General features: G+C 50.8%; 13 protein-coding genes and 1 other annotated feature. Of the genes, 1 reads left to right on the forward strand and 12 read right to left on the reverse strand.

The features are described from left to right. Window positions 1-3: 3 nt before the first annotated feature. The 4 genes from BLS58_RS05550 to BLS58_RS05565 form a co-directional block, all read right to left on the reverse strand. Window positions 4-972 carry a hypothetical protein gene (locus tag BLS58_RS05550; protein ID WP_090396817.1) on the reverse strand — a complete coding sequence of 323 codons (969 nt, stop codon included), beginning with the start codon at window positions 970-972 and terminating at the stop codon, window positions 4-6. A 105-nt stretch (window positions 973-1,077) separates the two neighbouring features. Then, window positions 1,078-1,827 (reverse strand): prepilin peptidase, encoded by a 750-nt coding sequence (locus BLS58_RS05555; protein WP_090396819.1) that lies wholly within the window; start codon window positions 1,825-1,827, stop codon window positions 1,078-1,080. Window positions 1,828-1,923: 96 nt separating this feature from the next. Beyond that, entirely contained in the window at window positions 1,924-3,201 is a 1,278-nt protein-coding gene (locus BLS58_RS05560; protein ID WP_090396821.1) for a bifunctional folylpolyglutamate synthase/dihydrofolate synthase, read from the reverse strand. Between the two features lie 2 nt (window positions 3,202-3,203). Then, the gene (locus BLS58_RS05565; protein ID WP_090396823.1) at window positions 3,204-5,849 is read right to left on the reverse strand and encodes a valine--tRNA ligase; all 2,646 of its coding nucleotides are present in this window, start codon (window positions 5,847-5,849) and stop codon (window positions 3,204-3,206) included. A 49-nt stretch (window positions 5,850-5,898) separates the two neighbouring features. Further along, window positions 5,899-6,111: a binding site (T-box leader), on the reverse strand. Window positions 6,112-6,233: 122 nt separating this feature from the next. Here BLS58_RS05565 and BLS58_RS17950 point away from each other — a divergent pair. Next, on the forward strand, window positions 6,234-6,452 hold the full coding sequence (locus tag BLS58_RS17950) for a hypothetical protein (protein WP_090396825.1): 219 nt from the start codon (window positions 6,234-6,236) through the stop codon (window positions 6,450-6,452). 120 nt (window positions 6,453-6,572) lie between these two features. Here BLS58_RS17950 and BLS58_RS05575 read toward each other — a convergent pair whose 3' ends face one another. From BLS58_RS05575 to hemA, 8 genes are all read right to left on the reverse strand, one after another. After that, complete coding sequence (locus BLS58_RS05575; RefSeq protein WP_090396827.1) at window positions 6,573-7,574, reverse strand: protein kinase family protein; 1,002 nt, start codon at window positions 7,572-7,574, stop codon at window positions 6,573-6,575. Continuing rightward, the gene (spoVID, locus tag BLS58_RS05580; RefSeq protein ID WP_176764630.1) at window positions 7,567-8,610 is read right to left on the reverse strand and encodes a stage VI sporulation protein D; all 1,044 of its coding nucleotides are present in this window, start codon (window positions 8,608-8,610) and stop codon (window positions 7,567-7,569) included. Before spoVID ends, BLS58_RS05575 begins: the two co-directional genes overlap by 8 nt. 451 nt (window positions 8,611-9,061) lie before the next feature. Continuing rightward, window positions 9,062-10,354: a glutamate-1-semialdehyde 2,1-aminomutase gene (gene hemL, locus BLS58_RS05585; protein ID WP_090396831.1), complete on the reverse strand. Its 1,293-nt coding sequence runs from the start codon at window positions 10,352-10,354 to the stop codon at window positions 9,062-9,064. Between the two features lie 40 nt (window positions 10,355-10,394). Continuing rightward, the gene (hemB, locus tag BLS58_RS05590) at window positions 10,395-11,375 is read right to left on the reverse strand and encodes a porphobilinogen synthase (protein ID WP_090396833.1); all 981 of its coding nucleotides are present in this window, start codon (window positions 11,373-11,375) and stop codon (window positions 10,395-10,397) included. A 3-nt stretch (window positions 11,376-11,378) separates the two neighbouring features. After that, the gene (locus tag BLS58_RS05595) at window positions 11,379-12,128 is read right to left on the reverse strand and encodes a uroporphyrinogen-III synthase (protein ID WP_090396837.1); all 750 of its coding nucleotides are present in this window, start codon (window positions 12,126-12,128) and stop codon (window positions 11,379-11,381) included. A gap of 5 nt (window positions 12,129-12,133) precedes the next feature. Continuing rightward, complete coding sequence (gene hemC / locus BLS58_RS05600; RefSeq protein WP_090396839.1) at window positions 12,134-13,066, reverse strand: hydroxymethylbilane synthase; 933 nt, start codon at window positions 13,064-13,066, stop codon at window positions 12,134-12,136. Window positions 13,067-13,076: 10 nt separating this feature from the next. Beyond that, window positions 13,077-13,910: a cytochrome C assembly family protein gene (locus BLS58_RS05605; protein ID WP_090396841.1), complete on the reverse strand. Its 834-nt coding sequence runs from the start codon at window positions 13,908-13,910 to the stop codon at window positions 13,077-13,079. Window positions 13,911-13,943: 33 nt separating this feature from the next. Next, window positions 13,944-15,356 (reverse strand): glutamyl-tRNA reductase, encoded by a 1,413-nt coding sequence (gene hemA / locus BLS58_RS05610; protein WP_090396843.1) that lies wholly within the window; start codon window positions 15,354-15,356, stop codon window positions 13,944-13,946. Window positions 15,357-15,524 lie beyond the last annotated feature (168 nt).

The following is a 15,524-nucleotide window of genomic DNA, read 5'->3' on the forward strand; positions in this document are numbered from 1 at the left end:
TCGCTACTGGAAGCTGTTGGTCCATTCTTCATACGCCAAGGTCGCTTCCATCCATGCCTCGTGATCATCGGCATTTTCTTCTTCATCCAATCCTTGCAGAGCTCCGGAGAGCACCTCCGCTTCTTCATCATCTTCATTCAGCAACGGATCCATGTCCATATTGTCGAGGCCGGCTTCCTCTTCTTCCGCGCTTGCACCGGGTCTCGTCGCTTCCAGCCCCGTTAATAACGTTTCGCCTATATCATTGGCCGCCTGTTGGGTTTCCGCATCCATGCCCTCCGCCGCAATGGGAATCGCCAACGTTTTTACATATCCTTCCAAACCCGCGTCGTCTACTTCCGGAAGCACTTCATCTTCCGCAGTGCCATGGGCGGTCATGCCGGCATATAGATAAACCATATCGTCATTTTCATGCCATACCGTTGGAAAACCGGCTTCCGAAAACGCTTCTTCCATCTCCCGGCTGGCTTCTTCCGTGGAAAAAACCCCTGCCTGTACAATATCCACTTGTAATTGTTCGTGGGAATCTTCTTCGTCGGCAGCCATAGGACTCCCCTCTCCGCCCCTCACATTCCCTGTCGTATCAACTTCCGAAGACAGTGAAAAATTTGTGGCGAGTTGCAGCAAAGGCAAGCCAAACATTAAACCTACCGACAGGGCAGCGATAATCAATGCCGGTATTTTCCAGTGTCGAACGGACCAACGTCTTTTCGGGAGGGTTTCTGTCGTTTTTTTCTTTTTTCGGTGCACGGGCAGCCCCGGGCTTGTCATTTGTGACTGTCGATCTCGCTCTTCCCATTCCTTGCGCTTGAAGCCAAGGTCGATGACGTCCCGTGATCGCTGTTCCCGATCATCGTTTTTCCCGGCGCTATTTTTTTGTTCGCCGCCTTCTTTTTCATCCGTATCTTCTTTACGAGGATTTACTTCTTTTCCATTAATCTTAAATGTCGTTTTCCGGTGATGGTGTGCCATTTCAGCCTCCTCCTCAGTCAGAACTCTGAGGTATAAACGTTACCACAGCCAAAAGCAGAAGGAAGCAGAGATTTGTCACTCACCGTTTGCAAAGATCCGACAAATTTACATGACCGGATACAAGCCCCACAACCAATCCCCGATGAACAAGACGACAATGCCTGCCAGCGCGATGCTCGGCGCAAATGGAAAGGCTTGACCTCTTTTTAAGTGCCCGCTCGCAAAAGCGGCTAAACTGCTCAAAGTGCCGAACAGCGTCGAGAGAAAAAAGACGAGCAGCAAATCCCAGAGACCAAAGGCGAGCCCAAGGACGGCAAACAATTTGACATCCCCGCCGCCCAGCCCCCCGCCACTCATGATCATAACGCCATACAGAACACTGAAACTAAGCAGCGCGGCCAAAAACGGATCCCACCACGGGTCATAAGGGGCGACAAATATACGAATCAACAGCAAACAGGAAGCAAAAAAGAGAAGGATCGCATTTGGAATGCGCATATAACGAAGATCAGTGATGGTGACGATCATCACAAGCGAGAGGACGAGCAAAGCCAACATCGTATCAAGGGTAAATTGATAGCGGAAGTAAGCGAGAACGAACAAGAAAGCGGTCGATAGTTCGACAAGGACATATTGTCCAGATATACGCGTGCCACAATAGCGGCATTTCCCCATGGTAAAAAGGTAAGACAGAACCGGCCAAAGGTCACGCGCCTGCAACGTTGTCCTGCAGTGAGGACACACGGACCGGCTCCAGGCGAACGGTTCCCCTGACGGCACACGCATACCGACCACCTGGAAAAAAGATCCGAGCACAAGACCGAGCAGCAAAAATACGATCACATCAAAAAGCAAACATAGCCCCTTTTCTCAAACACCAAAATAACCAAAACCACTCTCCACATAGTATTCGACGTTTTCGCCGTTTTTCCTGCTTTTTTTGAAAAAACTTTATAGCAAATGCGCGCGCACTTCCGAGATGAAGAATAAAGACCCTGTAATCACAATAATACCCGTAACATTGACACGCCGGAGCAACTCGTCATATCCCTCTTTCCAGTCCATAAAAATTTCCGCGTTCAACGGCGAGTGATTCGGATCTGCGGCTCTCGGGTGGGCAAAGGTCGAGATCGCAAAACTTTTGGGCTGCAATGCCAGCAACGGTTCAAACATCACCGCGCTGTCTTTCTCTTCGGTCACTGCTGTTAAAATATGAATATCCTTATCCGCGTACATCTCCTCGAGAAAGCGGGCCAGTCGAGCAATGCCTTCGGGATTGTGGGCGCCATCGACCAACACCGGCGGCGTCGTATGCAACATTTCCAGTCGCCCCGGCCAGTACGCCTGCGCCAAACCGTTTTGTACCGAGGCCTCATCGATGGGAAAAGATCGGTATACCCTTAAATAATCAGCGATCATAACCGCCACGGCGCCATTTTCAAGCTGATGTTGCCCGCGCAGGGAAACATAAAGGTCATGATAATGATGAAAAGGGGTGCGTACCGATAATGTGCCGCCGTCTTCTGCAATCTGTCCGGCGGTTATCTCAAAATGGTCATCAAGGGCGTAATAAGGGGCGCGTTTTTCCCTGGCATGAACGCGAATGACTTCAGCCGCCTCACTTTTTTGCGAAGCGGTAATCACAGGGACCGCCGGTTTCATGATGCCCGCTTTTTCACCTGCAATCGCTTGCAGATCCGAGCCGAGGATATGCATGTGATCCATCCCGATATTCGTCATCGCCGTTAAGATCGGTTGAATCACGTTCGTGGCATCCAGGCGACCACCGAGTCCTACTTCCCAGATAACAATATCAGGCACAGCGACTTTGGCAAAATGCCACATCGCGATCACCGTTAAAAGTTCGAATTCCGTAGGCGGCCCCCATTCTGTGTCCGCGAGGGCCCGCGCATGGGGAGCAACGACACGCGCGGCGGAGACGAAATCCTCGCGGTGGATGGGCGTGCCGTTGACACTGACTCGCTCTTCAAACTGAACGATATAAGGCGAAGTAAAGGTGCCCACTTCCAGGCCTGATTCCTGTAAAATAGCCCGAACATACGCGAGCGTTGATCCTTTACCGTTCGTGCCGGCAATATGAATCGAGAGCAGGCGACGCTCGGGGTTCTCCAGCGCCGCCAATAAATACTCCACGCGCTTCAGTCCCGGTTTAATACCAAAGGTGCGATGGGCTTGTAGCCATGTCATAACGTCAGCATAGGTTTCCATACTTATCCCATCTTCTCCAGTTCGCTCATGCGCTCGATAATTTTCCTGCGTCTTTCCGTATAATCGCCGTGCTTGGTCCGTTCTTCCTGTACGACATGGTCAGGAGCATTATTGACGAAGCCCTCATTGGCCAGTTTTTTGTCCAGACGCTCGACTTCGGCATCCATTTTTTCTTTTTCAGCCTGGAGACGCTTGAGTTCCGCGCGTATATCGATGAGTCCCGCCAGGGGGATGTATAGTTCAAGACCACTCAGAACGTGTGACACCGCTTGATCCGGCGCTTCAAGTTCGGTGGAAATAGCAAGCGTTTCTGTCTGGCAAAAGTATTCGAGGTAACGCCGCCCGCGGGTCAAGCGCTCGTTTGCCTCTGTAGCCGTCGGCTTTAAATAGAGCGGAATGTCTTTACGCGGGGAGACGTCCATTTCTGCGCGGGTGTTGCGGACCGTGCGAATGACCGCCTGGTACAATTCCATATCCTGGAGCGCTTCTTCGTCAATACGGGCCTCGTCCACTTGCGGCCACGGCGCGCGGGTGATCGTCTCTCCGGTGTGCGGGAGGTACTGCCAAATCTCCTCTGTTAAAAACGGCATGAACGGGTGGAGCAGACGCATCGTCTCGTCAAGCACATGGGCGAGTACCGAACGGGCGGTTTGTTTATCTTTTTCCTTTTCGCCGTAAAGAGGCAGTTTGGCCATCTCAATATACCAATCACAGACGTCTTCCCAAATAAAGTTGTAAAGCGTCTTGCCTGCCTCCCCGAATTCATAACGGTCCAGCATTCGGGTGACGTGGGAGACGGTGTGCTTCAATTTCGTCAGAATCCAGCGATCAGCCGTCAGTGTCACATCACTGAGATCAATGTCTTCATAAGTGAAACCTTCCATATTCATGATGGCAAAACGGGCCGCGTTCCAGATTTTGTTGCCAAAATTCCAGTTTGCCGTCACCTTTTCCCATTGAAACGTCAAGTCATTACCCGGCGACGTCCCTGTTGCCAATGTGAAACGAAGGGCGTCCGCCCCATATTTTTCCACAACGTCCATAGGGTCAACCCCATTGCCGAGAGACTTGCTCATTTTGCGCCCTTCGGCATCGCGAACGAGTCCGTGGATGAGTACGTCGCGGAACGGCCGCTGGTCCGTAAACTCCAGACCCTGGAAAATCATCCGGGACACCCAGAAAAAAATAATGTCGTAACCGGTGACAAGTACGTTCGTCGGATAGAAATACTGAAAATCCTCCGCTTCCGTATCCGGCCACCCCATCGTCGAGAACGGCCACAGGGCGGAACTGAACCACGTGTCGAGCACATCCTCGTCCTGCTCCCAATTCTCACTGTCGGCGGGTGCTTCCTTTCCGACATGGATCTCTCCAGTTTCCTTATGGTACCAGGCCGGAATCCGATGGCCCCACCATAACTGCCTGGAGATACACCAGTCGCGAATATTTTCCAGCCATTGCAAATACGTATGCTCAAAACGGGACGGCACGAAGTGGATTTTCTCGTCCGCTTTTGTTTGCACATCTATCGCCGCTTGTGCCAACGGTTTCATATCCACGAACCATTGCGTGGATAAATACGGTTCGACTACCGCGCCGGAGCGTTCCGAATGGCCGACCGAATGCGTATGTGTTTCTGTGTGAAAAAGGGTGTCTGCTGTCTGTAAATCCCGGACGATTCGCTCGCGACATTCAAACCGGTCCAGCCCCTGATAATCGCCGGCATTTTCGTTCATGACGCCCGCTTCATCCATAACCAGAACGCGTGACAGCCCATGGCGCTCTCCCATCTCAAAGTCGTTCGGATCGTGGGCAGGGGTGATTTTCACGGCTCCCGACCCAAACTCCCGGTCTACATACTCATCAGCGACGATCGGCATTTCCCTGCCGACGATCGGCAAGATCACCGTTTCCCCGATGAGGGATTGATAACGCTCGTCTTCCGGATGGACAGCCACCGCGGTATCGCCGAGCATCGTCTCCGGGCGGGTCGTTGCCACTTCAATGTGCCCATCCCCGCTTTTAAGCGGATATTTCATGTGGTAAAAGGACCCTTCCACTTCTTTATACTCCACTTCGATATCGGAAAGGGCGGTCTGGGTTTCGGGATCCCAATTGATAATATATTGCCCCCGATAGATAAGTCCTTTTTCATAGAGACGGACGAAAACTTCACGAACCGCGTCGGAAAGGCTATCATCAAGGGTAAAACGCTCCCTCGTGTAATCGAGGGACAAACCGAGCGTCGCCCATTGATCACGAATAAAGTTCGCGTATTCCTCTTTCCAGTCCCAGCTCACCTCGAGAAAATTTTCCCGTCCCAGCTCGTGGCGGTCCTGGCCTTTTTCTTTCAGCTGCGCTTCCACTTTCGCCTGCGTGGCGATACCGGCATGATCCATACCCGGCAGCCACAGCATATCATAGCCTTCCATTCGTTTCTGACGGGCAATGATATCCTGCAGGGTGACATCCCAGGCGTGGCCGAGATGCAGGCGACCGGTCACATTCGGCGGCGGGATGACGATCGAGAAAGGTTCGCCTTTGCGTTCGCCTTGCTCTGTCGCTTCGAAATACCCGTTGTTCACCCAGAAGGGATACCATTTTGCTTCTGTTTTTTGTGGAACATATTTACTTGCCATTTCACTCATCTGTAAACCTCCATGAAATTTTTTATATAAACAAAAAAACGCTTCCTCCTCAAAGGACGAAAGCGTTCGCGGTACCACCTTTGTTTATGAATAATGATTCATACACTCTTGGCAGCGATAACGTTGCCAACGGCTATTCCTACTTTTTTCAGAACAGCAGCTTCGTGGACGACTTCCACGCGAGAGCCCCCGGGAACCTTCCAGCCGCGGGTTCCTTCTCTGTAAAGGGATCGCGCATACTACTTCCACGCATCGCTTTTTAATCTCAACATCTTGATTATGTTTATTTTACGCAACCGCACCGGATTCGTCAAATGACAGTTATCAAATCGCGGTCGGTATTCATAAGATGAATTAATGAGACAGAAAGGAAGGCTTCCTGCCATGTCGCGCCATTATTATAAATCACCCCCAGGTTATCCATACAAAAAAAAGAAACCCCCGTGGGTCATCAAATGGCGGTGGGCCGCCGCCCAAATTTTATTGCCGCTCATTTGTTTCCAGGCCCTCCGCACGATTTTTTTACCGACGACTTTCGATGTCCTTCTATTAATATTATTGGTGTCCCTTTACTGGCTTTTCCGAAAAAAACCGTTTTGTTAAGTCGTTGGTACAAGCTAATTAAAGAAAACTTGGCTTATCGCCAAGCCTGGCGACAGCCTTAGTTGCACTTATGCATGTATCTGCCAAGCAAAAACGGCCATGGCGGTTGGCGTATTTGCGCTACGAACCTTTCATGGCCGCTTCCTGTTTTTCCTTCCACTGTATCATTTGCCGTAAATAGCGCAAATGGCTCACTTTGGCCGCAAGCATGGCCGTCCACTGATGTTCGGCATACCGGTAGGGTTCCCGGGCGTACGTATCGGCAAAATCCAAAATCGGTCTCGGGGTAAGCATGAGGGCTTTTAAAAGGCCGGTATCTGCTTCACTCCAGCTCGGTCCGTAAGCTTCATAGGTTTCATAAAGCCTCTTGCTGTCCAGGGCATGAAAGGGTTGACGTCTGGATAGATCCCGATAAAAGCAGGCAAGATCAAAGGCAAGATGCCCGGGGCCACTCGTTTCCCAATTCGTAAAATAGGCATTTCCATCAGCGGAAATGAGTCCATGATCCAACGTAGGGAAACCATGGCAAAAAGCAAAACGGCGAACCCCTTTCTCCTGTACTTGGCGAGCCCAGGTTTGAAAGCCTTGCCGCATATCTTTGAACATATTTTCAAAAAAAGGATACCCCTGTAAAAAGGTAAGTTCAAACGGAGATAAAAATCTTGATTGCTCACATTGATCAGCCAGTCGGTTCATCATGAGTTGTTCCTGGTGCCATGTATGTTGTACTTCTTGTTTATACGCGAACCATTCCTCCTCTTGCATCTCTTCTTCATCTTCGGAGATTTTATGATTACCGGCGAGGACCGCCAACAGTTTGAGTTCCTTTTCCCGGGAAGATGTTACCGTTGGTTCCTCGATCCATGGTTCGAAATAGTAGACATGCCGGGCGCTTTCAAACATAGGCGTATCACCCCTCACCGGTTTAAGAGGGATGATACCTTGCATGCCGGCACGTTCCGCGTAACGTAAATGATGCAAAAAATGTTCGCGTTCCTCGGCGCTGCGTTGCCATTGCTTGAGTGCAACCGGACCATCCTGGTCCTGCACTCTGATGACACGTTCACTTATCCATGACCAGTCCGCGTTTTTGTAGCCTATATTCGAGAGAACATCATTCATTCGATGTCTGCACCGGGATATAGATGATTTCCCCTTCATCGACATGATTAATATCCATTTTGTTCCACCTGAGCAGCTGTTGAACAGAGTAACCATACCGAGCGGCAATCTTATCTAAGGACTCATTCTCCTGAATGATGCACATCCGCATTTTTGTAAAAGATTCATGTTCCCGATTCCCGAATATTTCGGTTAGATACAGGGCGTTATCCCGTTTGGACTCAGTGGTGACGGCTTCATCTTCCGTTGCCTCTGCTTCGTCGCTTTCCTCTTCAGCCTGTACGACATCTGTCGCGGTTTCTTCTTGCTCTTGTTCTGCAGATGACGATTCTGCGTTGCTCACTGGCGTGAGAAACGCGGGTGACAGTTCCCGTTCCGATTCTTCAGGTTCGTCATGTGCCGGAGCCGGTTCTTCTTTTTGCGGTTCCTGCTTATCAAAGGTCACGTCCGGTCCTCGTTCATGGTCTTCCTCTTTTTTTTCACGGGTGTCTGCTTCAGCAAAATCGTGAGATTCGGTTTCTTCCTCAGGCGGTGATGCCTTGGCCTCGTCCGTAAAGGTCGGAAAAGGTGTTGGCGGGGGACTGACCGCTCGCTCTGTTTGGGTTTCTTCTTTCATCCCCGAAATGGTCACATCGGCGGTTAACTGAATGCAACTCGGTTCCGGAAGATCGTAATCGAAGCTGTCGATTTGCACGTACAAGTCGTCCAGACTTTGAATGCGATGGAGCGGAATCGTTACATCGACAGGAAAAAAATGCTTGATTTCTCTTTCCCCCGTATCCGTAGTGCTCAAGCTATCCGCCCTTTGCGGCACGCTTTGTTGTTCATCATATGTTTCTTCTTCACTGTGGTCATAAGGCTGATACTGGCCGACGAGGTGCAAGCCCCCCTGGATAAGAACTTCCTGGTCATCCTCTTGCATCGTGATATCCGGTTCCAACTCCAACCCGAGAATCGTTTGAATACGTTCACCCTGATCAAGCCATACGGCTTCTTCAAGGTTGAAAGTCAAAGACGTTGGTTGTTCCTGGGTCACAGTTTGTACCCCCTCTTCGTTAAAATACAGTCCAGTATCAAAGTATGTTTCATCTTCAACGGTTATGACTGGTTTTCTTCAGTAATGGTGGGATGGGGCTCGGCCACTTTCGCTTGTTTCATATTTTCGAAATTTGGGCCGATACCTCTCGAAGTTGAATTCACTCTGTTTTGGCGTCACTCCCGTCGAGTGAGACCTTTGGGCGATGATCTCACTCGATTTATGGTGTCACTCCCCTCACGTGATACCTCAGCACGCTAGCTTTGCACGATTTTGCCGTGATCCGCTTTTCTCGTTCAATTTTTATCAGCGACCTTGCCAATTTATCAGCGAAATCTTAAATATATCAGCGATCTCTTAATTTTATCGGCGAACGCTCGGTTTGGGGCGATTCACAGTCGCTCTCTATTAAAAAGGGGCTGCCCCAATCGGAACAGCCCTCCTTATTCTATTATTCTCCGATCCTCGCGAACACCCGCTCCGCGGCGGCAATCGTTTCTTCGATAATCTCGTCATTGTGCTTTGTGGACAGAAACATGCCCTCGAATTGGGATGGAGCCACGGATATGCCTTCCTGCAGCATTTCCCGGAAAAAGGATGCAAATAACGTCAGGTCCGCGCTTTGTGCGGTCTCAAAGTTTTTCACATATTCATCGGTAAAGAAGAGGCCGATCATCGAACCTGCCCGGTTAATATGGTGGGGGATACCATGTTTTTCGGCTGCCGAGCGCAGACCGTCTTCAAGACGAGCGCCCCGTCGTTCGAATTGCTCATAATCTTCAACGGTTACGCGCGACAACGTTTCATACCCTGCCGTCATGGCAAGTGGGTTCCCCGACAACGTTCCGGCCTGGTAAATCGGACCGACCGGCGCGATTTGTTCCATGATATCGCGTCTGCCGCCAAAGGCTCCAACGGGCAGGCCGCCGCCAATCACTTTGCCTAGCGTGGTAAGGTCAGGGGTGACCCCGAACCTTCCCTGAGCCGAATGATAGCCGACACGAAAACCGCTCATGACTTCATCAAAAATCAACAGGCTCCCATAATCTTCTGTAATCTTGCGAACACCTTCGAGATAGCCTTCCTCCGGAGTCACAACATTCATATTGCCGGCGACAGGTTCGAGGATAACACCTGCTATGTCATCGCCGTATTCTTCAAACACGAGCGACAAGCTTTCCAAATCATTATAAGGCACCGTGAGCGTCTGGGCTGCCGTTCCCTCGGGGACACCCGGGCTATCCGGTAATCCCAGCGTGGCGACACCGGAGCCAGCCTTAATGAGCAGGGAATCGCCATGCCCATGGTAACAGCCTTCCATTTTTACGATTTTACTGCGTCCGGTAAACCCACGGGCAAGTCGCAGCGCGCTCATCGTTGCTTCTGTGCCGGAATTGACAAAACGCACAACGTCAACGGATGGAACGCGCTCAATCACGAGTTCGGCGAGTGCGGTTTCCATTTCGTGAGAAGTACCAAAACTTGTGCCGAAAGCCGCCATTTCCTGTAAACGACTCACGACGCCGGGATCGGCATGTCCAAGCAAAAGGGGGCCCCATGACAAAACGTAATCGATGTACGTTTGCTCATCGAGGTCTGTAATATAAGGTCCTTCCCCTTTGTCCATATAAATGCCGTGGTCCATGCCCACCGATCTATAGGCCCGAACGGCACTGCTCACCCCTCCGGGCATAAGGGGTTCGGCCTTCCGAAACGCTTGCTCCGATCGTTCAAATGTCCGCATTCTATCACCCTCCATTTTTGAGTTCGACGCTTTTTTGACTCTATCCTTCGTCGATCCAGCGCGCCGCGTCTTTGGCAAAATACGTGACGATCACATCCGCCCCTGCGCGTTTCATGCTCGTTAATTTTTCCATCACCGTTTCTTTTTCATCGAGCCAACCCTGGGCGGCGGCCGCCTTGATCATGGCATATTCCCCGGAGACGTTATAGGCTACCACCGGGCGGTTGAACTCAGCCCTGACATCACGGACGACATCCAAATAGGAAAGCGCCGGTTTCACGATTAAAAAGTCGGCCCCTTCCCGATTGTCAGACGCAGCTTCGCGTAATGCTTCCTCCCGATTGGCCGGGTCCATCTGGTACGTGCGCCGGTCCCCAAACGATGGAGAACTATGGGCGGCATCACGAAAGGGACCGTAAAAAGCCGAGGCATATTTGACAGCGTAAGACATCAGCGGCACATTCACGAAACCCGCTTCGTCCAAGCCGTGGCGAATCGCCGTGACAAAGCCGTCCATCATGTTCGATGGCGCGATCACATCCGCCCCTGCTTCCGCCTGGGAGACGGCTGTCTTCGTAAGCAAATCGAGAGATCGATCATTTAAAATATGCCCCTCTTCAATGATCCCACAATGACCGTGATCCGTAAATTGACACAAACACGTGTCAGCGATGATCGTCAGCTCCGGATGCCTGATTTTCAATTCACGAATCGCGCGCTGGACAATACCGTTCTCGGCATAGGCGTTACTTCCAACCTCGTCTTTGTGAGCGGGCACACCGAATAAAAGAATGGCCTTAATGCCGCGCTCCACGACATCATCGATTTCTTCTTTCAAAAGATCAAGAGAGTATTGATAAACGCCGGGCATCGACGGCACTTCATTTTTCGTGTCATATCCTTCAACGGCAAATACGGGATAAATCAAATCATCCTTCGTTACGGCCGTTTCCCGGACGAGATCGCGTAAAGCACTCGTCATGCGCAAACGCCGATGCCGGTCAAACTGAAGATTACTCACTGATCACTCACCTCCATAATGAAAATTGGCAGCCAGTTCTGCCAATGCTTGAAACGTATAGGAAGAAGCCGTTTTCACTTGCGAAAACCCTGCCGCCAACGCTGCATCTGCGGTAACCGTACCGATGCAGAGGGCAGGCCACGCCGCACCACTGGGTTGCATCGTCTTAAAAGCCTCCACACCGCTCGGGCTCGTAAACGTAAGCGTTGTTTGTGGGTGATCCTTTAAAAATTTTTCCAATTCAGGGGTATTATCACAGCGTGGAACGGTTTCATAGAGAGCGGGATCGATGACGTGACCCCCTTGCTCGCGTAAAAAGTCTGGCAGGTAAGGCCTGGCCTGTTTGCTTTTCGGGATGACGATAGTCTCTTCCGGGCGAATCGCATTCCCCAAGGCATGGGCGAGCGTTTCACCCGTATAGTATTCCTCCGGCACAACCTCAACTTTAAAACCGGCTGAAGACGCGGCTTCCGCGGTTTTTGGACCTACTGCGGCGACACGCACACTGGAGGCGATCCATTCCTCTGTGTCAAGCAGTGAAGCAAAATAATAGATGGCATTCGCACTCGTAAACACGAGCCAGTCGACATCTTTCGCAGCCGGAATGTCTCCATGATTATCGAGGATTTGCTGGCTCACGAGGGGAATATGCTCTACAGGCACTTCGAACGCTTGCAATTGCGAAACGAGGGGGTCAGCCACACCATCTGCTTTTGCGCGGGTGACAAGAGCGATGGGGTTATCCATTGACATGGCAGCTACTCCTCCAGTTCCCGCTTCACTTGATCGAGAATTTCTTTTCCGCCACGTTCCAGCAAGTTGGCAGCAACCGTCTTCCCGATATGTTCGGGGTCAACGCCTGTCACTTCATCCTGCAGCAAGGTCCTTCCATCCGGGGACGCTACCAAGGCCCGCAAACTGATATCATTCCCTTCAAGAAGCGTTGCGTGTCCTGCAACGGGCACCTGACAACTGCCTTCTACGTTTTTCAGGAAAGCCCGCTCCGCTTGCACCGTGCGTGCCACCCGCTCGTCGTGAATATGGGTGAGCAACTGCAGAATGTCGTTATCCTCTGCCCGGCATTCAATACCGAGGGCACCCTGGCCGACCGATGGCAAGCTGTCCTCCGGGTGCAAATATTCGGTCACAACTTCATCCGACCAGCCCATCCTGCTCAATCCGGCGGCTGCCAAAACGATGGCGTCAAAGTCTTCTTCTTTCATCTTCCGCATCCGCGTTTCGATATTGCCGCGAATCCACTTCACTTCCACATCCGGGCGGGCAGCGAGAATCTGTGCTTGTCTTCGCAAACTGCTCGTCCCTATAATCGATCCCGCAGGCAGCTCATGAAGGGTGTGACCGGATTCTGAAATCAACGCATCCCGCGGATCCTCACGCTCCGAGACAGCTCCGATGGCGAAACCATCCGGAATCTCGGAAGGAATATCCTTCATGCTGTGCACAGCCAGGTCGATCTCTCCATTCTCAAGTGCCTTTTCAATCTCTTTGACGAACAGCGCTTTCCCCCCCACTTTCGAGAGGGTGACGTCAAGAATTTGATCTCCCCTGGTCACAATCTTTTTCAATTCAAACCTGTACGGAAGACCAAGCCCTTCCAGCTTCTGCTTCACCCATTCAGCCTGCTTGAGTGCCAGGTTGCTTTTCCTCGTTCCAATTACGACCGTTTTCATCATCTGCCTCCTACACGTTCCATATGTGAAAACTCGACCATTCACTCGTCAACAGATAGTTGGCGAGCAAAACCAAAAAGGCGAGCATGTTATAAAAAACCATGTTATACCCTTGTTTCCCTTTGACCGTCCGCTGATATAAGTAACCGCCATAAAACAATAATACCGCCAGGGAGCCGAGCACCTTCGGATCGAAAAGGGGCACCGTCTGTATTCCATCCCCGCTATATGCCCAAATGAAACCAAGAATAACGCCCAACAGCAGGAGCGGATACGCGGACATCGTTGCCACAAAGGCATAGCGATCCAGTTTACTCAGGCTTCCAAACCGTAATAGCCGCGTTCCCCAAACTTTTTTCTTCAACATTTGATGTTCAATGAGATACATAACCGAACAGGCAAAAGCAACGGTAAAACCGGCATAGGAAAGAATAATCAACGTGATGTGTACGATCAGAAGCTCGGAGGTAAGAATGTTTTCCCAGGCAAGCGAGAGATCACCCGTCGGTAAAAACAGGCTCACGGCCATTAAGGAAAACCCAACTACATTCATAAAAAAAACAAGAAAATCAACGCGGAAATAAAAATTAACGAGCAAAGAAAGGGTCACCATCGCCCAGGCATAAAAGAATAACCCTTCAAAGGGGGTGAGCAAAGGTAAGCGTTCGAGTTGAATAGCGCGAAAAAATAAGAAGATCGTCTGTAAAACCCAGACGATGGCAAGCAACCGGAAGGCGATGCGGTTGGCCCTCCGATTGTTCTGCAGAAAATCGATAAAATACCCGAATACACTCAAGCTATACAGGATGATCGTCAACACGTAGATAACATTTGAGGCGGCCAATCGCGTCCTACCACCTTTGCCCTATAACTGATCCTACACAGTGAGATCGTGTCCGTATGCTCCATGGAGGGGCACTGAGACCTGAGGATCGTCCTGTTTCTTCTCTTCGTTCTCGGCTTCTGCTTCCTTCTGGGCTTGTTCGAGTAATTTGAGCGCCTCTCTCTCTTTTTCTTCCGCGACCTCATCCTCCAGCCCGAAGATCTCCGTGAACAGGGCCAATGATGCTTCCCTGTTCTCTTCACCGGCCATTTCCTTGGCACGCGTGATCGGCTCTTTCAACATTTGGTTCACAATGCTCTTCGTATGCTTGCGTAACACTTTACGCTCACGGTTATCCAAATCCGGCATTTTACGCTCGATACTCTTCATCGTCTCGGCCTGGATCGAAAGGGCCTTCGTACGCAAAGCTGAAATGACGGGGACGACCCCAAGTTCGTGGAGCCAATCCTTGAAATCATCCATTTCCTTTGCAATCATCGTCTCGATTTGCGCGGCTGCCGCCCTTCTTTCGCCCATGTTCGCGGCGACGATCCCCTCGAGGTCATCGATATCATACAAAAAGACATCTTCAAGCTGGCCAAGGTCAGGGTCAAGGTCCCGGGGAACGGCGATATCCACCATAAACAACGGGCGCCCTTTCCTTTTCTTCACGATCTCGCCCACTTGTTCTTTTTTTAAAACATATTGATCTGAACCGGTCGAGGAGATGAGTATATCCGCTTCCAGAAGGGACTTCTCCATCTCTTCCAGCGAGCGGGTGTGTCCGCCCACTTGTTCCGCGAGTTCTTCAGCCCGTTCATACGTCCGATTCATAACCGTAATACGCTCGGAACCATTCGCGTTCAAGTGCTGGGCCGTTAATTTGCTCATTTTGCCGGCGCCGAGAATGAGCACATGCTTTCCGGTAAAATCACCGAACATTTGCCGACCAAGCTCAACGGCCGCATAACTGACCGATGCCGGTTTGTCATTAATCTGTGTTTCCCTGTGCGCGCGTTTCGCGAACGTAAGCACCTGGCGGAAGAGTTGGTTAAACACGGTACCCGTCGCGCCGAGTTTTTGCGCCGTTCGAAAACTGGCCTTGACTTGTCCCAGTATCTGGGTCTCGCCGAGGACCATGGATTCCAACCCCGTACTGACCCGCATAAGATGGGTGATCGCTTCATCATTTTCCCGCACGTTTAACACGTGCATAAACGCTTCTTTAGGGACGTCAAACCAGCGGGAGATAAATTTCTGTATAAAATGGCGTCCCGTATGTAGTTGATCGACAACTGCATACACTTCCGTGCGATTACATGTGGACACGATCGTGCACTCGAGGATGCTCTTCATGTCCCGTAAGACCCCAATCGCCTCGGGCAGCTCCTCATCATCAAAAGCAAATTGCTCACGCATATCGACAGGGGCATTTTTATAATCGATGCTGGCAACAAGGATATGCATAAATACCTCCACCCCTATTAGTCTTCTTAATAAACAACAATATATTATATTTCAGCCCAAATCGTCATTCCTCCCGCTATTATAACATGAACGCGTTCTTCTCATAGCAGGAAAATGTGAACAGGCACTGAAAGGATATGTTACGATAATCTCGTTAGCAACATCATT

The sequence above is a fragment of the Natribacillus halophilus genome (assembly GCF_900100185.1).
GTDB classification, from domain to species: domain Bacteria; phylum Bacillota; class Bacilli; order Bacillales; family Marinococcaceae; genus Natribacillus; species Natribacillus halophilus.

Bases quoted from the DNA above. Each gene is read 5' to 3' on its own strand.
- BLS58_RS05550 (WP_090396817.1), bottom strand. From the start codon at position 972: ATGGCACACCATCACCGGAAAACGACATTTAAGATTAATGGAAAAGAA.
- BLS58_RS05560 (WP_090396821.1), bottom strand. From the start codon at position 3,201: ATGGAAACCTATGCTGACGTTATGACATGGCTACAAGCCCATCGCACC.
- BLS58_RS05565 (WP_090396823.1), bottom strand. From the start codon at position 5,849: ATGAGTGAAATGGCAAGTAAATATGTTCCACAAAAAACAGAAGCAAAA.
- BLS58_RS17950 (WP_090396825.1), top strand. From the start codon at position 6,234: ATGTCGCGCCATTATTATAAATCACCCCCAGGTTATCCATACAAAAAA.
- BLS58_RS05575 (WP_090396827.1), bottom strand. From the start codon at position 7,574: ATGAATGATGTTCTCTCGAATATAGGCTACAAAAACGCGGACTGGTCA.
- hemL (WP_090396831.1), bottom strand. From the start codon at position 10,354: ATGCGGACATTTGAACGATCGGAGCAAGCGTTTCGGAAGGCCGAACCC.
- BLS58_RS05595 (WP_090396837.1), bottom strand. From the start codon at position 12,128: ATGTCAATGGATAACCCCATCGCTCTTGTCACCCGCGCAAAAGCAGAT.
- hemC (WP_090396839.1), bottom strand. From the start codon at position 13,066: ATGAAAACGGTCGTAATTGGAACGAGGAAAAGCAACCTGGCACTCAAG.
- hemA (WP_090396843.1), bottom strand. From the start codon at position 15,356: ATGCATATCCTTGTTGCCAGCATCGATTATAAAAATGCCCCTGTCGAT.